This is a genomic window from Zarconia navalis LEGE 11467, from assembly GCF_015207075.1.
Classification (GTDB): domain Bacteria; phylum Cyanobacteriota; class Cyanobacteriia; order Cyanobacteriales; family Geitlerinemataceae; genus Zarconia; species Zarconia navalis.
The window spans coordinates 1-18,730 of sequence record NZ_JADEXN010000025.1 but is presented as its reverse complement, the minus strand read 5'-3'; the positions used below and the strand labels follow the sequence as shown (position 1 = coordinate 18,730).

At 48.9% G+C, this 18,730-nt stretch carries 19 protein-coding genes; 11 read left to right on the top strand and 8 right to left on the bottom strand.

The genetic code is table 11. The features are described 5' to 3' along the window. The 6 genes from IQ235_RS02735 to IQ235_RS02710 all read left to right on the top strand — a co-directional run. The coding region (locus IQ235_RS02735; protein WP_264319965.1) for a cation:proton antiporter at positions 1-1,212 on the top strand (1,212 nt) is incomplete at its 5' end. Next, a complete protein-coding gene (locus IQ235_RS02730; RefSeq protein WP_264319964.1) occupies positions 1,209-1,598 on the top strand; it encodes a Na+/H+ antiporter subunit E in 390 nt (129 codons plus the stop codon). The genes IQ235_RS02735 and IQ235_RS02730, both read left to right, overlap by 4 nt. Further along, positions 1,595-1,846 carry a hypothetical protein gene (locus IQ235_RS02725; RefSeq protein WP_264319963.1) on the top strand — a complete coding sequence of 84 codons (252 nt, stop codon included), beginning with the start codon at positions 1,595-1,597 and terminating at the stop codon, positions 1,844-1,846. The genes IQ235_RS02730 and IQ235_RS02725 overlap by 4 nt, the downstream gene beginning before the upstream one ends. Continuing rightward, positions 1,843-2,115: a monovalent cation/H(+) antiporter subunit G gene (locus IQ235_RS02720; RefSeq protein WP_264319962.1), complete on the top strand. Its 273-nt coding sequence runs from the start codon at positions 1,843-1,845 to the stop codon at positions 2,113-2,115. Before IQ235_RS02725 ends, IQ235_RS02720 begins: the two co-directional genes overlap by 4 nt. Further along, positions 2,115-2,720, top strand: a complete 606-nt coding sequence (locus IQ235_RS02715) for a DUF4040 domain-containing protein (RefSeq protein WP_264319961.1) — start codon at positions 2,115-2,117, stop codon at positions 2,718-2,720. Before IQ235_RS02720 ends, IQ235_RS02715 begins: the two co-directional genes overlap by 1 nt. An 11-nt stretch (positions 2,721-2,731) precedes the next feature. Beyond that, entirely contained in the window at positions 2,732-3,391 is a 660-nt protein-coding gene (locus IQ235_RS02710) for a Na(+)/H(+) antiporter subunit B (protein WP_264319966.1), read from the top strand. A gap of 9 nt (positions 3,392-3,400) precedes the next feature. On the opposite strand, the gene IQ235_RS02705 is transcribed toward IQ235_RS02710, so the two are convergent. The 4 genes from IQ235_RS02705 to IQ235_RS02690 are packed head-to-tail and all read right to left on the bottom strand — an operon-like array spanning position 3,401 to position 10,233. After that, positions 3,401-5,140 carry a tetratricopeptide repeat protein gene (locus IQ235_RS02705; protein ID WP_264319960.1) on the bottom strand — a complete coding sequence of 580 codons (1,740 nt, stop codon included), beginning with the start codon at positions 5,138-5,140 and terminating at the stop codon, positions 3,401-3,403. Positions 5,141-5,170: 30 nt separating this feature from the next. Continuing rightward, on the bottom strand, positions 5,171-6,208 hold the full coding sequence (locus IQ235_RS02700) for a glycosyltransferase family 2 protein (RefSeq protein ID WP_264319959.1): 1,038 nt from the start codon (positions 6,206-6,208) through the stop codon (positions 5,171-5,173). 47 nt (positions 6,209-6,255) lie between these two features. Beyond that, on the bottom strand, positions 6,256-9,216 hold the full coding sequence (locus IQ235_RS02695) for a glycosyltransferase (protein WP_264319958.1): 2,961 nt from the start codon (positions 9,214-9,216) through the stop codon (positions 6,256-6,258). A 21-nt stretch (positions 9,217-9,237) separates the two neighbouring features. Continuing rightward, positions 9,238-10,233 carry a glycosyltransferase gene (locus tag IQ235_RS02690; protein WP_264319957.1) on the bottom strand — a complete coding sequence of 332 codons (996 nt, stop codon included), beginning with the start codon at positions 10,231-10,233 and terminating at the stop codon, positions 9,238-9,240. Between the two features lie 97 nt (positions 10,234-10,330). Between IQ235_RS02690 and IQ235_RS02685 the strand changes: the two genes are divergently transcribed. After that, a complete protein-coding gene (locus IQ235_RS02685) occupies positions 10,331-11,206 on the top strand; it encodes a sulfotransferase family protein (protein ID WP_264319956.1) in 876 nt (291 codons plus the stop codon). Here IQ235_RS02685 and IQ235_RS02680 read toward each other — a convergent pair. Further along, entirely contained in the window at positions 11,195-12,361 is a 1,167-nt protein-coding gene (locus IQ235_RS02680) for a cupin domain-containing protein (protein ID WP_264319955.1), read from the bottom strand. The two genes, IQ235_RS02685 and IQ235_RS02680, sit on opposite strands and share 12 nt — an antisense overlap. Before the next feature lie 245 nt (positions 12,362-12,606). Then, positions 12,607-13,143 carry a hypothetical protein gene (locus IQ235_RS02675; protein WP_264319954.1) on the bottom strand — a complete coding sequence of 179 codons (537 nt, stop codon included), beginning with the start codon at positions 13,141-13,143 and terminating at the stop codon, positions 12,607-12,609. Positions 13,144-13,367: 224 nt separating this feature from the next. Here IQ235_RS02675 and wecB point away from each other — a divergent pair, with 224 nt between their 5' ends. The 4 genes from wecB to pyk all read left to right on the top strand — a co-directional run bounded on the left by wecB (position 13,368) and on the right by pyk (position 17,510). Next, positions 13,368-14,534, top strand: a complete 1,167-nt coding sequence (gene wecB / locus IQ235_RS02670) for a non-hydrolyzing UDP-N-acetylglucosamine 2-epimerase (protein WP_264319953.1) — start codon at positions 13,368-13,370, stop codon at positions 14,532-14,534. Positions 14,535-14,675: 141 nt separating this feature from the next. After that, the gene (locus IQ235_RS02665; RefSeq protein WP_264319952.1) at positions 14,676-15,701 is read left to right on the top strand and encodes an IS4 family transposase; all 1,026 of its coding nucleotides are present in this window, start codon (positions 14,676-14,678) and stop codon (positions 15,699-15,701) included. Position 15,702: 1 nt separating this feature from the next. After that, positions 15,703-15,945, top strand: coding sequence for a hypothetical protein (locus IQ235_RS02660; protein ID WP_264319951.1), 243 nt, complete (start codon positions 15,703-15,705; stop codon positions 15,943-15,945). Between the two features lie 125 nt (positions 15,946-16,070). Continuing rightward, positions 16,071-17,510, top strand: a complete 1,440-nt coding sequence (gene pyk / locus IQ235_RS02655) for a pyruvate kinase (RefSeq protein WP_264319950.1) — start codon at positions 16,071-16,073, stop codon at positions 17,508-17,510. Positions 17,511-17,684: 174 nt separating this feature from the next. Here pyk and IQ235_RS02650 read toward each other — a convergent pair whose 3' ends face one another. Both IQ235_RS02650 and IQ235_RS02645 read right to left on the bottom strand, forming a co-directional pair. Beyond that, positions 17,685-17,996, bottom strand: a complete 312-nt coding sequence (locus IQ235_RS02650) for a DUF6679 family protein (RefSeq protein WP_264319949.1) — start codon at positions 17,994-17,996, stop codon at positions 17,685-17,687. A gap of 507 nt (positions 17,997-18,503) precedes the next feature. Continuing rightward, positions 18,504-18,730 (bottom strand): hypothetical protein (locus tag IQ235_RS02645; protein ID WP_264319948.1); only part of this gene is annotated, 227 nt, incomplete at its 5' end.

Below are 18,730 nucleotides of genomic sequence, written 5' to 3'. Positions count from 1 at the left end.
GGGACGGCGGCGGTGATTCTCTACTGTTGGTCTGGGGATAAAACGTCATTTTTCTACACCCAGGCGATTATCCTCCACGGCAGCGTCAACGCCGTGTTTATCTGTGGGGACTTTATCAGTCTGTACGTGGCTCTGGAGGTAATCGGGATTGCAGCGTTCCTCCTGATTGCCTATCCCCGCAGCGATCGCTCGATTTGGGTGGCCCTGCGCTACTTGTTCGTGAGCAATACGGCGATGCTGTTCTACCTGATCGGTGCGGTGTTGGTGTATCAAACCCACCACTCTTTTGCCTTTGCCGGATTGCAAGGGGCACCAACAGAAGCGATCGCCCTAATTTTCTTGGGTTTGTTAACCAAAGGGGGAGTCTTCGTCTCGGGGTTGTGGCTGCCGCTGACTCACTCCGAAGCCGAAACCCCCGTATCGGCAATGCTATCGGGAGCCGTGGTCAATACCGGCATTTTTCCATTAGTGCGTTGCGCTTTGATGGTGGAAGACGTCAGACCGACATTGCAAATTTTGAGTATCGCTACCGCACTGCTGGGGGTCAGCTATGCCATTTTTGAGAAAGATACCAAGCGAATGCTCGCGGCCAGTACGATTTCTCAGTTGGGCTTTGTCCTAGTCGCCCCGGCAGTGGCCGGAATGTACGCCCTGACTCACGGATTGGCTAAAGCCGCACTGTTTCTGATCGCTGGGAACTTACCCAGCCGCGACTTGCGGCAATTGCAAAAAACTCCCATTCGGTTTCCGATGTGGCTCGCGATGGCGATCGCCAGTTTGTCGATTTCCGGTTTGCCGCTGCTCGCGGGTTTTGGCGCGAAGGTACGGACTCTAAAGCAGTTGGATTCATGGCAAGCGATTGCTATGAATATCGCGGCGATCGGGACGGCGATCGTGTTTGCCAAATTTATCTTTCTCCCGTTTGCCAAACCCCAAGAACCCAGCAAACCGAAAAAGATAAAATTTGGTCTGTGGGTGGCGCTCGTGCTGTTGCTAGGCGAGTTAGTGGCTGCTAACGGGCTGTATTTGGAAGGCTATACCATCGCCAATGTTGTCAAATCCCTGGCGACGATCGCCCTCGGTTGGCTCGCCTATGCTTTCATTTTCAAGAAACTGGTGCTAAAACTGCCGCGAGCTCCAGAGCAACTCGAGCATCTGATTGGGGTGATGAGTTTGACACTAACGTTGCTGTTTTGGATGGTGCTCGCATGATTGGATATCTCGATTTACTCCTGCGATTGACCATCTGGTTTCTGTTAACGGCCGATTTGAGTTTGGCCAACATCATCATTGGCGTTGCCGTAGCGCTGCTGCTGCCGCGACGCTATACAGCACCGGCGGTTCTCAAAGACGGATTGCGGGTTCTGGGGGAAATAATCGTCGCCATCCCCCAGGCGTACTTTGAAGCCTTTGAAATTATCTTGCGCCCCCACAACGAAGAAGATATCGTAATGGAACGGGTGAAACCCCAGCGAACCCCCGGCCTGATCTTTCTCGATATTTTCTTGATTACGTTTACACCAAAAACCATTGTCTTGAAGTACCACGAACATGGCTGGTACGAAGTGCATCGGGTGCTACGGAGGAAAAATAAATGAATTGGATACTTCTAGCGACGATCGCGGCACTGCTCATTCCCATCTACGAGGCGTGGCAGGATGAAAATATTTGGCAAACCATGCTCGCGTTTTCCAGCATTGCCAGCAAAACATCCATCATGATTCTGATTGTCTCAGTCCTTCGGGATGACTGGACCCTTGGGGTGGTGGGGGTGATTATTTTAAGTGTGGGAAACGCGGCTTTGATGCTGCTAGCTCATATTATCAGACGAACGAACGAACTATGATTGACACTCTGAGTTATCTGTGTATCGGGGTGGGAATTTTCTTTTGGTTTTGGGGAACGTTGCCGCTGGTTGGCGATCGCTCTGTTTTGTTTAAGCTGCACAGTCTGTCGGTGGCCGATACCCTCGGTTCGATGAGTATTGTCGTTGGGTTGCTCCTCAAAATTCCCCGAGAATGGCCGCTGTTAGTACTGGCGCTGATTTCCTTGGCGATTTGGAATACGGTACTGGGTTACGTTTTAGCCTACTGTTCGAGTGGGGGAGGGGATTAATGAGTGAGCAATTGTATATCATCCCGATCGTGCTGCTGCTGCCCCTGACGGGCTGTATGCTCGTATTGCAGGTGAATCCCTACCACGCCCTGGTGATTCGCGGGATTTTCGGGGCGATCGCTGCATTGGTATACGTCCTGTTTGGGGCAGCGGATGTGGCCTTAACCGAAGCTCTCGTCGGCACGATGCTATCGATTACCCTCTACGCCGTGGCGGTGCGATCGTCCTTGAGCCTGCGGGTTGGAGCGATCGAAGACCAGCTAAAGGCCCACACCGCACGGGAGTTACTCTCGGTATTGCGCGCAACCTTCAGTAAGCATCATCTGCGTCTTGAAATCGTGCCTTATACCAATCTTCTAGCAATGCAAGCTGCCTTGAGAGCCAAAGAAATTCATTGCTCTTACGTCTTATCAGAGCCTGGAGGTAGCCCATCACCCCCTGGTGGAGGGTCTCGTTACGATATCCAAACCCGCGTATCTCGTCTTTACGAAATCATGCAAGCCGAAGTGCCACCCACCAAAGCCTATTTGAGGTACATCGATCTAGCCAATCCGGACAAGTCCACTGAGGTTCCCATTCCCGAAGCGATGGAGGGCAAGTCATGAAAGGGTCTCTCATGAAGTGGATTTATATTGCCGCCGGTATTGCCTTGTTTATCAAAACCCTGGTCTTCCCCCATCCTCCCATCGACACCGAACTGGCGATCTTAGAGTCCGTCGTGCGAGATAGCGGCGTGCCCAATGCCGTCTCGGGGATTATTTTCCGCAATCGACTCTACGATACGATTTTTGAAGTGGTGGTGTTCACGATCGCCATCATGGGCGCGAAGTATCTACTAGCCAACGAGCAACCTTCTTGCACGGTTTATCAATTTCCCGACGGTCCCTCGGTGGTTCTGGCGCGATTGGGGGCAACGATTTCGGCACTCGTCAGTCTCGAATTAGCCATTCGAGGACATTTGAGTCCCGGTGGTGGGTTTGCTGCCGGGGTTGCAGGCGGCACGGCCATCGGTTTGATTGCGATTACGTCGTCCTCAAAATGGATGGAAGAAATCTACAAACGCTGGCACGCCTCTATTTGGGAGAAGGTTTCGGTGCTGGTTTTTATCGTCCTAGCGGTGCTGACGCTCGTGGGTATAGAATTACCCCAGGGTGAGTTTGGGACGCTCGTTAGCGGGGGGTGGATTCCCCTGCTCAACGTTCTGGTAGCGATTAAGGTGGCATTGGGTTCCTGGGCGGCGATTTTGATTTTTATCCGCTATCGAGGATTGTTGTGAAGTCGATCTTTAATCCCAGTTAAAATCGACCCCGAGATACGCTTCTAATCTTTGTTTGGAAGGTTGGTAAAATTGGGCGATTCTTTGGCGAATTTTCGGATCGATCGGGGAATAAGACCCAGAATTATATTTTGGATATTCGGGCAAATGATGTTCTGGAATGTCTAGAAACTTATAGACTCGCGTCAACGTTTCATCGGGATATTGATAAAAATCTTCAGTTTTAAGAATTAAAATATTATCTAAACCAAACTTCTCGAACCAAGGTTTGAGATAGCGAAAATAGCGACCGTGGGCAATATAGTGGGCGAACTTTCTTTCGGGTATTTTCCCCGCTTCAAAAGCTTCAATTTCTCCCACTGTTGCGTCTTCAAGAGAGCGATGTTCGATGCCTCGTCTGACCCAATGATGGTAGTGGGAAATGGCACGATCGACGGGATTTCGCAACAGCACGATCGATTTCATGTTGGGAAAAACCGAGTGCATTCGTTCGGCGGCTTGGGGTACGTAAATGTAACTGGGACTAGCTTCTCCGGTAATATATGGTTGGTTTTCGGGAATGGCAAAAAAGTGAGAAAGATACCAATCCACCCGAGGTTTGTATCGTCCCGACCAATAATTAATTTCTTTGCGGATAGCCGGTAAAATTTTGGGATGTTGCACCATATAAGAATACAGCGAAGTCGTCCCGGATTTAGATGCACCGATAATGACAAAGTTCGGGGAATCAAGTAAGCGATCGTCTTGTTTAGCTCGAACTAAATCGGGATAGTCAATTTGAGTTTGACGATCGCTCGCTATTTGGAAACAAGAAATCGCCCGATCGAGGTTTTTTTGCCGGGTTAATCCATCTCCTAAATTGATATATGCCTCGACGAGATCGGGATTATTCTTAATAACGCGATCGAATAACTCAACGGCGCGATCGAGTTGATTTTGTTTGACTAACGTCGGCCAGAAAGACGCATGATACCACCAGTCAAAGTTTGGATTAATTTCGATAGTTTTTAAGTAAGCCTCTGCGGCTTCTGGTTGCCGATTTTGCCGCACCAGAAGACCGGCAAGTTCGTGATACGACCAAAAGGATTGGGAATCTAACTCAACGGCATTTTGATAAGATTCGATCGCCTCATCCCAGCGTTCGAGTTGGGTTAAAACGCAGGCGAGATTGTGATGCGTCCAGAAAAAATCAGGGTCGCGATTGAGTGCATTTCGATAGACTTCGGCGGCTTCGTGCCATTGTTTGAGTTCTACCAAGACATCGCCGAATTGATGATGCCATCGCGCAAGCTTCGGCGAAATCTCGATCGCCTTGCGATAGGCAACGGCGGCTTCTTCCCATCGTTTTTGGGTAACGCACAAACAGGCCACTTTTTGATGCAACCACGCCGCTTGGGGAGCACATTCTAATCCTTGACGGTAGGTGGCGATCGCCTCGTCATATTCCTGGCGATCGCGAAAAATATCCCCCAATGCATTGTACGCCGTCAGACATTTAGGGTCGATTTCGAGTACCTGTTTGTAGGTTTGAATCGCTTCTCCAACACAACCTTGTTTTCGGAAAAGTTTCCCCAGTTTGTCGTAACTTTTAACGCGATCGGGCCAAACGCGAATTGAGTTTTGATAGTATGTTTTCTGTAATTTGAATCGACTGTTCTCGAGCCAACGTTGACCTTGCATCGCCATCGATTCTAAAGGAGGTTGTTGGGATAGCCAATCCTTCATTCGCGCTGTGAGTTGCTCCGTCATAACACTTACCGCTATGGAACCGATTGATTTTCAAACTTGGGAAAGGGAAACAGAGGCATTCGCCGCTCTCGGGGAGGCTTCCGGACGCACCGGATACTGTAAGGTTTGCAAAACGCCATCCACATTGGCATACCGACCCATTTTCGCAAACAGGGGTGCGGTGACAGAACTCGGCAGCAACAGTGCCAAAACCGCTTTGGTCCACATTTTCCAGGTGGCGCGTTGCTTCCAGAGGCTGCGATCGTATCCGATGGCGCGCCAGAGAAATTTGACTCCCGCGATCGCGCGCTGCCGTTCGGGGGTTCCCTCAAAAGCCTTCCAAGCAAAGCACTTGTAGCGGTTTCCCCAGCAGAAGGGTTCGAGGTATCGCAGGGATTCTGGCATATCCTTGAAGGCTAAATCCAGAGTCCGGGTACTCGCTACTTCCATTTTGGACATATTATGGGAACCCGAACCCACCAATTGCCGATACAAAATCTGCACCGACGGCACTACGGCGTAATCGTATTTTGCCGCGAGTCGCAGCCACATATCCCAATCTTCGGTAGGGACGACGTAGGGATTGAATTGTCCCACCTCCCTCAGCGCCTCAGCTTTTATCAGGGGGTTGGAACCGCTACCGATAAAGTCGGCTAATAGCAGGATTTGATAGACATCTCCTTTCAAATCAGCATGAGCGCAAGCACCCAAAACGTTACCGGATTCGTCGATGTAGTTCGTCCAGCTATAGGCAACGGCAGCTTCGGGATTGGCGTTGAGTGCCGCCAGTTGCGCTTCGAGTTTGTCTGGCGTCCACAAATCGTCGGAGTCGAGGAAGGAGATGTATTCCCCCGTCGCGCGATCGATTCCTCGATTCCGGTTGGCGGCAACCCCGGCATTCTCGAAGGAAAACACCTTCATGCGCGGTTCGTCGATTTGTTCGAGAACTTGTAAGGTGCCATCGGTGGAACCGTCGTCAATGACAATCAGTTCCCAATCGGTGTGGGTTTGAGCGATAACCGATTCGATAGTTTCGCGGATGGTGTTTTCAGCGTTGTAGGCCGGAATAATGACGGAAATCAGTGGCACGAAGTTTTCTCCTATCGATAAATGAGTTCGGAAATTTTGGGTTCTGTTTAAAACGGAACCGGACGAATGCGGATAAATAAGTCTGTCAGATAGGAAATGCGATCGATGCGGGGACGCAACGCAGCGGCCATCGATTCGGGAAGAAACGCCATCGAATAGCTTTTAAGAATCACCATTAAAGAAATCCGCCGCTGGCGCAGGAATCCTCGATCGTTTTTGACGATCGTCCAAAAGAAACGAGTGGCAACTTTGGCCCGTTCTGGATCTTGTAAGTTTTCTAGTGCTTTGTAGGTTAAATATTGATATAAGTTTGCCAAACTTTGGGGTTGGAGATGTTGCAGAGAATCTGCTTTTTTCACCGCAAAGGCGCGATCGAGAACTCGACGGCACGATCGCTCTAAACGGACGACATTTGTCGATTGCGAAGTCGAAGTCATTCGGTATAAAATTTGCGCTTGGGGGACGCAGACAAAGTCGTATTTTGCCGCCAATCGCAACCACATATCCCAATCTTCTGCGGGGGGTAAATCTTTATCGAAATTTCCTACCTCATCAAAGGCTTCTCGGCGAACGAGGGGGTTGGAACCATTTTCTAAAAAGTCGGTGAGGAGTAAATGTCCGTAGGCATCACCGTTGACTTCAATTCGACCTCCCTGGCGGATAAACTTACTCGATTCATCGATATAATTGACCCAACTATAGGCAACTTCTGCATGGGGATTTTCTTGGAGTGCTGCGAGTTGTTTTTCCAGCTTATCTTCCGTCCACAAATCGTCGGCATCGATGAAGGCGAGGTATTCTCCAGTGGCACGATCGATTCCCCGGTTGCGGCTTTCTCCCTGTCCGGCATTGGCATAGGAAAAGACTTTTACTCGGTAATCGCCGATACTTTTGACGACATCGACGGTATTATCTTTGGAACCATCGTCAATAACAACGATCTCAAAATCGGTAAATGTTTGGTTGAGTACTGATTCGATTGTCTCTTGAATCGTACCTGCACCGTTATAGACCGGGATAATAACAGAAATGGTGGGAAAAGGACGGAGACGGTTATATTCGAGTAACTCGACTGGGTCGAATACCCATTTGAGTTCGCTTTGCAGTTTTTCAATCGATGAGATAGTCGGAAGTAAGGCAAACGTGGCGCTATTAAACCATAACGAGGAAATGGTTTCTTTGGAATGAATGTGAGAGGGATCGCAGGTGATTATTTTGCCTAAAAACTTAACAGTTGCTTGGCAGTTAGAAGGGGTTAGCGGCGGACGCAAGGCGCGCGCGGATAGGCTGCGGTATAGGTTTCCCAAACTTTGTGGTTTCAGGTGTGCGAGTTCGGAAACCCGATCGAAAGCGCGATCGAGAACGGTAAGAAAGGACGACTCCAGGGGTGCGATATTGGAAAGTAATGCATCGGGAGTGATGCGACACATGACCTGCACTTCTGGGATACAAATTAATTGAGATTTCTTGGCAAATCGCAATGCCAAATCCCAATCTTCTGCTGCTTTTAAGTCTTCATCGAATCTGCCGATATCGATAAAGGCTTGACGGCGAAAGAGGGGGTTAGACGCACTTTCGAGAAAGTTGTCTAGCATTAGGTAAGCGTAAATATCTTCCTCGATATTGCTGTGACTTCCCGAATGGAGAAACTCTCCGGCTTCATCGATATAATCGACCCAACTATAAACCACGGGAACTTCCGGATTTTCTTGCAACACTCGCAGTTGCTGGGAAAGTTTTTCCCGCGTCCACAAGTCGTCGGCATCGATAAAGGCGATGTAGTCTCCCCCGGCTTTAGTTACGCCAAAATTACGACTTGCACTTTGACCGGCATGGCTTCTAGAAAAGACTTTAATTCGATAGTCTTGAATACTAGAAATTACCTCTAAGGTATTATCTTCGCAACCATTGTCGATAATAATTAATTCAAAGTCGCTGAAATATTGGTCGAGAACGGATTCGATGGTTTCGCGAATGGTTTTCGCGCCGTTGTAAACGGGTAGAATAACGGAAATGGTGGGATAGGGGTCGATTCGGGTTTCGTCGAGAAACCGTTTCACCGGACAGGTAGGTTTGAAGTTATCCGGTAATATATTTGCCAGCGAGGGTTCGAGTAAGGCTGAAGTTGCACTGACGAGTAAGGCGGAGGAGAGTAAATCCGTTCGGACGCGAAAATTGGGGTCGTTTTCGATAATTTGGCTGATAAATCGTCCGGCAGTTCGCGCGCGATCGGGTTCGATCGGCTCTTGGAGCGCTTTGGGGGTAAGATACTTATATAAGTTGGCGTAGCTGGGTTTTTGCAGGTATTGTAACTCCTGGGTTGCGCGATCGAAGGCGCGATCGAGAACTTTCAAACAAGCCGCTTCCTGCTGCAAAATATCCGCCGACATGGAACTGGCGGTGATACGATACAAAATTTGCGGACGGGGTACGCAGGCAAACTGGTATTTCGCCGCCAACCGGAAATACATATCCCAATCTTCTGCGGCTGGCAGGGTTTCGTCGAAGTCTCCCACCTCTAAAAGTGCGTCCCGGCGAATTAGCGGGTTGGAACCGTTTTCGAGGAAGCAAAGCAGAAGCAAATGCGGCAAAGCATCGCCATTCACCGTCAAGTGGCTGCCGGAATAGATATAGTCCCCCGCTTCGTTAATATAATCCGTCCAGCTATAGGCGACGGCAGCATCGGGGTTGTCTTGTAATGCTTGAAACTGCGCCTCTAACTTATCTGCCGTCCACAAATCGTCGGCATCGATGAAGGCGAGATACTCCCCCGTGGCGCGGGAAATGCCTCGATTTCGACTGGCTGAAAGACCGGCATTTTCATAGGAAAAAACTTGAATGCGAGAATCGTCGAAGGATTCGATCGCATCTACCGTACCATCGATGGAACCATCATTGATAATGAGGAGTTCAAAGTCGGTAAAGGTTTGATGGAGTACCGATTCCAGGGTCGATCGAATCGTCTTTTCGCCATTATAAACCGGTAGAATAACAGAAACAGTAGGCATGACTTTGCGATAAAATTTTCCTTACGATGAAGGCGGATCGAGTCGAATATCGACCAATAGGCTGTAAGGCGGTGAGATTCGATCGAGTTTTTCAAAGGCCCGCTTTGCAAGCTTTAGCGGCAGAAGAACTAAGGCAAAACTCTTCAACACTACTGTTATAGCAGTTCTTTTTTGGCGGACAAACCCCGGATCGTGGCGCAGAAGTTGCGCAAAAAAACGGATTGCGGCTAAGCCTTGTCGCCGCCTCCGGGGATATTCGAGGCTGCGGTGGGTGTAGTATTTATAGAGGTTGGCCATGCTGTGGGGTTTGAGGTATTGGAGGGAGGCTGGCGCGTTATCGAAGGCGCGGGAAACCACCGCCACGGAAGCAGCTTCGAGTCGCGACAAATCGGTAGACATGGAATTGAAGGAAAGTCGATATAAAATTTGCGCTTGGGGAACGCAAACAAACTTGTATTTTTCGGCTAATCGCAAGTAGAAATCCCAATCTTGTGCGGCAGGGAGTGACTCGTCATATTTACCGACATTTTCAATTGCATCTCGACGAATTAATGGGTTAGAACCATTTTCGAGAACATTGCAAAGTAAGAGGCGATCGAGTATATTTCCGTTGTAGGTTTTGTGACTTCCCGGACGCAGAACGTTCCCCCATTCATCGATCGCATTCGTCCAGCTATAGGCAACGGCAGCTCTCGGGTAGCTTTGCAGCGCCGCTAGTTGTTCTTCGAGTTTTGTTTCCGTCCACAAATCATCCGCATCAATGAAAGCAAAATACTTCCCTGATGCGCGATCGATACCGCGATTTCGACTCGCTGCAAGTCCGCCATTCGTATAGGAAAAGAATTGAAAACGAGGATCGGAAACACCATCAAGAATTTCTTGAGTTCCATCGATCGAACCATCGTCGATTACCAGAAGTTCTAAATCGTAAAATGTCTGAGTTAAAACAGAGTCGATCGTTTCGCGAACTGTTTTTTCACCATTGTATACTGGAAGAATCACAGAGATAAGCGGCATATTCACGCTGCCAAGTTACACTATCTCTATCTTAAAACGCGGGTTTACCGAACGTCACCTTTTTTTAGTTAGCACAGTTTTCCATCTTAATATTTATATGATACCATATCGCCGTCAAAATACAATCTTTTTAGTGGGATGTCCTCGATCGGGAACTACATTTCTCCAAAGCTTGTTAGCCGCGCATTCTCAGATTGCTTCGTTTCCCGAGTCTAAGTTTTTTCAATACCTCGTTCCCGAACCCGAAGACCAACCCCGGCGATATAAATACGGACTCGTCTCTCGTCGATCGTACCCGCGAATGAAAGCTTTTTTCGCCGACGAACTCCATCGCCCCGAACTCTTAAAGCATCTTTCTAAATTCCCCTTTCAAGGACTATATACTCGTCAATTCATAAATATTTTACATCAATTAAAACAAGAGAAAGGGAAAAGTATCTTACTCGAAAAAACACCAGAACATATCAACCATATTCACGAAATCGAAAAATACGTTCCCGGCGCAAAATTTATCCATCTCGTTCGCAATGGAACCGATGTCGTTGCCTCATTGTACGAAGTGACGCGCAAACATCCCCTGTGGTGGGGGGGAGAATGGCCGCTGGATTGGTGTATTTATCGCTGGAATCAGGCGATCGAAATTAGCCAGCAACATCTCCACAAACCCAACCATTTTATCGTTCGATACGAATCCTTAGTCCAAAACCCAAACTCGACGCTGAAAAATATTTGCGAATTCATCGATATCGAGTTTGAAGACAATATGGTGAACGATTATTCCAGAGTCGCATCCGACTTAACTCGCCTAGCTTCGGGGAGAACTGTTAAAACTGAAATCGAGCGTCAACCTCGGAATAAATTCGAGACTTTATTAAATGATGCTCAGCAGCAGTCTGTTTTGAATCATTTATCTCAAGTCGATATCACCCAATTAACCAACAAAAGTATCACAACGGCTGCACTACTCGACTAAAATCATTCCCTCTTTCACCAATCCCGATAAGATCGGCAAAATTTGGGTTTCTAAGTCAAAATCCGGCAACCATTGTGCGGCATCTCCCACGGTAAACGCTTCGCAGTTCAAGAGATTATCCAGAAGATCGTCCACTAATTTAGAATTTGCTCCTTTGAAGGTTATCTTTTTGCCTCCGGTCAAAATTTGATAGCCGGATTCGGGTAGAGGTTCGAGTTTTAGAGTTTGGAATTTGGTCTGTCGGAAGCGAGTGTCGAGTCCGCGATCGAAAATTCCGAATCCCACCTGTTCGGGAAGAGAAATTTCCGGCGCGCGGGGGTTGGTCGTTGCATGGCGCCGGCTATACTTGAGGATGAGTTCCTCGCGATCGAGAGTGGCTTTGAGGCGATCGAACAAGCTTTGCACCCCTCGTTCCAAGGGTTCGGTGTTTCCATTCGGCATCAAAGGCAAATTTTGCCGCCAAGCCTCTTCCTCCTTAAACTCCCCAATCAACCAATCGAGTAAATCGCTTCCCGTCAAACAGCGAATTCCCAAGGTGAGATGAAGGGAAGGTCGATCGCACGCAACGGCATAATGCCAGTGCCCGCGAGGGATGTAGAGCAAATCTCCCGGTTCGAGAACCTGGTGGATATAAGGTTCGCCTTCGGGGGGTTTATGACTCGGCCCGTTATCCTTTCTCAGGGGATATTTCATCGTCTCGTCAAAGACAAACCACTCTTTCGTACCGTCGATTTGCAGAATAAAGACTTCATGGGTGTCGAAGTGGTTGTTAAATCCCTGTTTGGATGGCCAGGAACAATACATATTCAAATGGGCGGTATTTTGACCGATTTCCTCTTGCAGCGCCCAAATCCAATCTGTCAGTGCCGGAATGCGATCGTGAACGTGATCGAGAACCAACGTTGCACCTTGCTGGCAATATTTTACCCAGTGCTTGGCTTCACAAGGAGGTAAGGTCTGATTTTTGAGGGAAAATCGGATTTCTGGGTGTTGAATTTTGTGGAAGTTGAGCAGGTCGTTGAGTTGCTGCCAGGAAAAAAGAGAACTGAATTTCTCCGGTTTTTCTCCAGGAATGAGAACCCCTCGCCGAGACCAGTTTTCTCCTAAAAATTGCTCGATCGAGTAAGGATGAAGAAGATTTGCAAAAGTTTTCATAAGGGATTAAAGAGAAAATAAGTATATTAAGTTGCTTGAATTCAAATTGAATCACGATCGTTCAGTTTTATGTTGCCAATTTGGCACGATCGAGATTTTGCGATCGTATTTTTGATGCAGTTCGATCGAGGTTAGGTTACTAGAAATTGAAGGATGACGAACAGATTAATATCTTTCCGATCTGCTTAATCATAAGAGATAGACCAATGATATCGATCTGCGCTCGACCTTCTATCTAACTAAAACTATTGACAGAGATATTCGCGGTTTGAGTCACGCTCATCGGTAAGTAATCCAGCGGAGAGTTCGGCTTCTGAAATCGTCTCATTTGCCGGTAAAGAGAAGGTTTCTAACAGTCTAGTCCCATCAAACTCGTCATAGAAAGAGAAGTTCCAGATATTTGTAGCTGGGTTAGAGCTTTTTGCCTCTAATTCCAAATCAAAACCATAGTGATGAAAACCACCTCCGATTGCAATATACGAACCACTAGAGTTAAATTCAGATATTCTTGCACTCATGCGATGCAACTCTTCTGGCAACCATTTATTACTTAGGCTATTTGGGAACAATTTTGGATCGGACTGGGAGTAACGGGCAAGTGTGCGAGCTACAGGCTGATAGACTTCTGGACGTAAAATATATTCTTGTTCGCATTCAATTTCTCGCGCCATTCTAAACATTAAAAAAATAGATAATCCTACATAATATACAGGTATCATCAATGTAAGCAACAATATGAATCCACATAATTTTAGGAAGTCAATAAGTTTAAAGTCTGCCATTTAATCACTCCACTAATTTAGTTATTTATTCGCTAAAAAATCTATTACTTTAGCGCTTTTGGCTCAAGGTCAAAATACATTTGGGATCGGTAGACCGTTCGATCCCGAATGTAAAAGTGCCACCTCCGCGAGAAAAACTGCTCACCCGACAAATTTCTCACCGACCAAAAATCTCTCTCCGGAGGCTATAGGATAAATAAGGAATTTCTCTCCAAACCCGTCTCATGCCTACCCCTCCCCTCCGAGTTTGCATCACCCTGGGTACTCGTCCCGAAGCCATTAAACTCGCCCCGGTCATTCGTCAGTTTCAGGGTTCCCAAGCCTTTGAAACCCATGTGGTTCTCACCGGACAGCATCGGGAAATGGTCGCCCAAGTCATGGAACTGTTCGATTTGCAGGCCACCCGAGATCTGGCGATTATGCAACACGGGCAAACCCTCACGGATATTACCTGCCGCAGCCTGGGGGGGCTAGAGGAACTGTTCGGCCAACTCCAACCGCAATTGGTTATCGTCCAAGGGGATACCACCACGGCGTTTGCCGCAGCGTTGGCGGCTTTTTATCAAAAGATCCCCATCGGTCATGTCGAGGCGGGGCTGCGTACGGATAATCTCTTCGATCCCTATCCCGAAGAAGCCAATCGACGGCTGATTTCCCAACTCGCCCAACTCCATTTTGCCCCCACCGCCCGCGCCGTGGAGAATCTCAAGGGGTCGGGAGTCGTGGGAGAGATTCACCAAACGGGCAATACCGTCATCGATGCGCTGATGCAGGTTGCCAACCGGAATCCCGAATGCGACGTGGCGGGGTTGGACTGGGAGAAATATCGCGTCTTACTCGCCACCGTCCATCGTCGAGAAAACTGGGGCGAACCATTGGAGGGTATCGCGCGGGGATTTTTGCAGGTTCTCGATAAGTGTCCCGATACGGCCCTGCTGCTGCCCTTGCACCGCAATCCCACTGTTCGGGAACCGTTGCAGAAGTGGTTGGGGGAACATCCGCGCGTGTTTTTAACCGAACCCCTCGATTATGCCAAACTCGTCGGGGCGATCGGGCGCGCTTACCTGTTGCTGACGGATTCGGGGGGATTGCAAGAAGAAGCCCCGGCATTGGGTAAACCGGTTTTGGTGTTGCGAGAAACCACGGAACGCCCGGAAGCGATCGAGGCGGGAACGGCTAAATTGGTGGGGACGAATCCCGATCGCATTGTGACCGAAGCCAGCACGCTTTTGAACGACGAAAAAACCTATCAAACCATGGCAACTGCAATTAATCCGTTTGGAGATGGTCTCGCAGCAGAGCGAATTGTCCGGATTGCGGAGAATGAATTCGGAATTCGGAATTCGGAGTTCGGAAAGGGGGAATGGGGAATAGGGAATAGGCATTGGTGAAAGGTTAAGGAAATTGCTCGTTTGTCAAGGGTGCGCTCGCCACGATGGGATGGTGAATCGAAAGACGAGTCTAGGAGGGAAGGATGGCCCACTCAAGGGCGTAGTATCCGCGACCATGCTAGAGAAAGACATCAGCCTCATGTGGAAGTCTCCGAAATCGCCGAGCACCTAGAAAATTTACTCACTCCGGCGCTCTATTCTCAGCAAGAATACTATCGTCAACTGGGGATGCGATCGCGGATTCTCACCTTACCGTTGATGGTCGCGGCTGTCTTGACTTTACTGTGGCGCAACGTTCCCTCAGTGCGGGAACTCAACCGGATGCTCGCACGAGAGAACTTACTGTGGGCATCAGCAGTGAAAGTATCTCAATCGGCTTTATCAGAACGTTTTTTGACCTTTCCATCTGAGTTATTTGAGGGAGTTCTCAAAGCTTTACTGCCGGTACTCTCCCAGCGCATGGCTCAACGGCGTTTTCGTCCGTTGCCCAAAAGTATTCAACTGGCCAAGCGACACTTCACCAACATCTGGATTGTCGATGGCTCCACTCTTGAAGCCCTATTTAAAAAGCTCAAGAGTCTTGAAGATGTACCACTCGGACACTTAGCCGGTAAGATGTGTGCCACGATCGATTTAACCACTCGACTCCCAGTAGAGGTGGAATTTTGCACTCGGCCTCATACTCACGATACTCAGTTCGCCACCACCTTGTTCAGCCGAGTCTCACCGGGGACTCTACTCGTACTCGACCGAGGATTTTGGGACTACAGTTTGTTCGCTAACATCATTGACCGACAAGCTGCTTTCATCACCCGTCTGAAAAATGGAGCCAAGTACGTCATCAACTGCGAACTCTCCACGAGTTGGGGACATCGAGATCGCTTAATTCGTCTGGGCACTGGCTATCAGGGGAACCCGATTTTGACACTGCGATTGATTGAAATACGCCAGGGTCAAACCTGGTATCGCTATTTGACCAGTGAACTCAACCCACAGATTTTGCCACCTTATGTCGTCGCTGACCTTTATGCTCGCCGATGGCGGATTGAGGAGAGTTTTTATCTACTAAGCGCGCTTGCTCGGATTGAGCTATTTGTGGACTGGCTCTGCCAATGGGATCGAGTTACAAATCTGGGCGACTTGGCTCTTTTACGCAGTCCTCATTGATTTGGGTGATGAAGTCGCTGACGCTTTTGAGTTACCCTTCGAGCGCATTTCTCTCGAGATGCTGTGGCGCAGTTTTTATCACTTCGTCAATGCTCGCGCCCGAGGGAATACCCAAGACTGGCTCCGCTACATCCTCAGACCCGACAATCAAGACCTGGGGGTGGTTAAACCCCTGCGTAAAGGACGCTTGAAGCCTCCCATCGACCTCTCTCCCACACCAGGCGATCGCCCCCTTGACAAATGAACGATTTCCTTAACCTTTCACCAATGCCTATTCCCTATTCCCTATTCCCAGAAACTTTGTACCTTATGAGTGTGAGAACCGCTATAGACCGATCGATCCCGATTCACCCAAACCCCAGAAAACAGATGATTTCCTTAACCCATCGCACCAAAATCGTCGCCACCATCGGTCTCGCCAGCCAGTCTCCCGAAACCATCCGGCACATGGTACGGTCGGGTATGAGCGTCGCGCGGTTGAACTTTTCCCACGGTAGCTACGACGACCACGCCCGGATGGTAGACCAACTGCGATCGATCTCCACAGAACTCGATATGCCCATCACCCTCCTCCAAGACTTGCAAGGTCCAAAAATTCGCGTTGGTCAGTTGCCAGATGGGGAAAAATGGCTCGAAAACGGCACTTCTATCACCTTAGTTCCGATCTCCGAATTTGACGGTCAACCCGATACCGTCGCCATCGACTATCCTCACCTGACCGAGGAAGCCACCCCCGGCACCCAAGTTCTTCTCGATGATGGTTTACTCGAACTCAAAGTCGAAGCGGTTTTGGGGAATGCCGTTCGCTGCCACATTATTGAAGGGGGAATTCTCAAAAGTCGTAAAGGGGTGAATTTACCCTCCTTGAATCTACGTTTGCCCTCCCTCACCGAAAAAGATAAACGAGATTTAGAGTTTGGTATCGCCCAAGGGGTAGATTGGGTCTCGTTGAGTTTCGTGCGCCAAGCCGAAGATATCCGCACCCTGAAAGCTTTTTTAGCCGAAAAAGGAGCAAGCGATACCCCCGTCATTGCCAAAATTGAAAAACCCCAGGCTATCTTCAACTTAGGTGAGATTCTCGACGAATGCGACGGGGTCATGGTAGCCCGTGGGGATTTGGGCGTGGAAATGAAGCCGGAAAAAGTACCGATGCTGCAAAAGCAGATTATTCGCACTTGCAACCAACGGGGACTTCCGGTCATCACCGCCACTCAGATGCTAGAAAGTATGATTGGTAACCCCAGACCCACCCGCGCCGAAGCCAGCGATGTTGCCAATGCCATCATCGACGGTACCGATGCGGTGATGCTATCCGGGGAATCCGCCGTTGGGGAGTATCCCGTCAAAGCGGTACAAATGCTGGCAAAAATCGCCACAGATATCGAACCCGACCTGAAATTTACCAACTATCCCCCCGCACTCACCGACGAAACCCACGCCATTAGCGAAGCCCTAAACACCATCGACGAGATTTTAGATTTGCGCTGTATTGCCTGTTTTACCACCACGGGTTACACGGCACTGATTGCCGCTGCAGAACGCCCGAAAGCCCCAGTGGTGGCGTTTACACCCGATCGCGAGGTCTATCACCGCTTAAACCTGGTTTGGGGCGTTAAACCCCTATTACTCGATGCGAGAACCAGTACCTTAGAGACGTTGCTCGATCGCATGGAAGCGAGTTTGGTTCGGCGAAATTTAGCAGTGCCGGGAGATAAAGTATTGATGTTGGGTGGCAGTCCCGTTCAGAAAGCGCGAGGCACGAATTTCCTCAAAATTCACTCAATTTCCGATCGGCTTGCCCAAAATTGATAGCGTGCGGGAGCTATTTTCTTCCGTCGCGATGGAATATTTACGCCTTGGATGACCATACCAACAAAAACCCGCTCTCGTTATTAGAGAGCGGGTTCTGGTACGAACAGGGTTACGCGACACCCGTCGTCCGGTTGTTAGCGAGTTCAAGCTAAAATCCCTTTAAAATCCGGGTTATTCGGGATTGGAATCAGAAGGATGGTTGCGAATTTGTTCGGCTTCGGGACAATCATCGGAAACAAGGGGTTCAACATTTCCCCGAGGAACGCTGGCGAGTTTCTGACTGACCGAACCAATACTTTCTAAACGAATCATTTCTTCCCAAGAACAAACCTCGTCCTCTTCATCAGTTTCGTAGCGTAGGGTTACTAAGTCTCCTTCAATATCTAAAACGCGCGCTTGGTCTATCCAACGTTGTTGATCTCGTAAGAATACACAAACTTCACGACCCTCACAACAGATTTGATACAACTTGCGATGTAACATATATCGATTCTCCTGAGCAGGTGACCGCTTCGATGAGGTTCAAGGCTCTAGACTACAGACCTAGTTTTGCACTCTCTCGAAAGAGGGCTTCATCGAAACTTAGTGCGCGATCGGCTCTAGTCTCGATCTGTATCGGTTCGATTCCTTGAAGTTCCTCAGAAGATCTGTTTGTCGGATCGGTTGGTCTAAAGCCGATCCCATAGGATGATATTTCCCACGAAAACTCGTTGAGAATTATCGAGCCGAACGCTGCCTTTTGAGGGAATACCACGATCGGTCTTACACGTTCTCGTCCGATCGAAGTTAGAGACCTATCGGTTTTTAACTAGTCGATCGGTAGCTTTCAAAACAGACTAGGTTAGTCGTTCTAGCTTTTCCGTATGTTCTACGATAGGAGAACGGCTCCTGCCGATTGGGTAAGATCGCTGCGGTCAGTTTTTTTGACCGACTGGAGCGATGATTTAGACTCGTTTCCAATACCGAGCTGCCAGTGCTACGTTTAGACTCTCAAAGCGTTGCCCGGATTCGAGCAGATACGGTGTTTGAGGTCGAGGACTTTGCATCCTGTGGCTTATGCTGCGATTGTAGCACAATGACTTTTCGTCGTAGGGGATCGCTTTTTTGAGATTGCTGCTGAGTTTTCCAAAAGCCGATCGCCAGCGAGATCGCTACAATGGTGGGTCGATCGACAACTTCAAGCCAGTGGTGTAACCGTTCGAGAAGATGAAGAACCG

Coding starts and splice junctions, on each gene's coding strand:
- IQ235_RS02730 (WP_264319964.1), top strand. CDS start 1,209: ATGATTGGATATCTCGATTTACTCCTGCGATTGACCATCTGGTTTCTG.
- IQ235_RS02725 (WP_264319963.1), top strand. CDS start 1,595: ATGAATTGGATACTTCTAGCGACGATCGCGGCACTGCTCATTCCCATC.
- IQ235_RS02720 (WP_264319962.1), top strand. CDS start 1,843: ATGATTGACACTCTGAGTTATCTGTGTATCGGGGTGGGAATTTTCTTT.
- IQ235_RS02715 (WP_264319961.1), top strand. CDS start 2,115: ATGAGTGAGCAATTGTATATCATCCCGATCGTGCTGCTGCTGCCCCTG.
- IQ235_RS02710 (WP_264319966.1), top strand. CDS start 2,732: ATGAAGTGGATTTATATTGCCGCCGGTATTGCCTTGTTTATCAAAACC.
- IQ235_RS02705 (WP_264319960.1), bottom strand. CDS start 5,140: ATGACGGAGCAACTCACAGCGCGAATGAAGGATTGGCTATCCCAACAA.
- IQ235_RS02695 (WP_264319958.1), bottom strand. CDS start 9,216: ATGCCTACTGTTTCTGTTATTCTACCGGTTTATAATGGCGAAAAGACG.
- IQ235_RS02690 (WP_264319957.1), bottom strand. CDS start 10,233: ATGCCGCTTATCTCTGTGATTCTTCCAGTATACAATGGTGAAAAAACA.
- IQ235_RS02685 (WP_264319956.1), top strand. CDS start 10,331: ATGATACCATATCGCCGTCAAAATACAATCTTTTTAGTGGGATGTCCT.
- IQ235_RS02680 (WP_264319955.1), bottom strand. CDS start 12,361: ATGAAAACTTTTGCAAATCTTCTTCATCCTTACTCGATCGAGCAATTT.
- IQ235_RS02675 (WP_264319954.1), bottom strand. CDS start 13,143: ATGGCAGACTTTAAACTTATTGACTTCCTAAAATTATGTGGATTCATA.
- wecB (WP_264319953.1), top strand. CDS start 13,368: ATGCCTACCCCTCCCCTCCGAGTTTGCATCACCCTGGGTACTCGTCCC.
- pyk (WP_264319950.1), top strand. CDS start 16,071: ATGATTTCCTTAACCCATCGCACCAAAATCGTCGCCACCATCGGTCTC.
- IQ235_RS02650 (WP_264319949.1), bottom strand. CDS start 17,996: ATGTTACATCGCAAGTTGTATCAAATCTGTTGTGAGGGTCGTGAAGTT.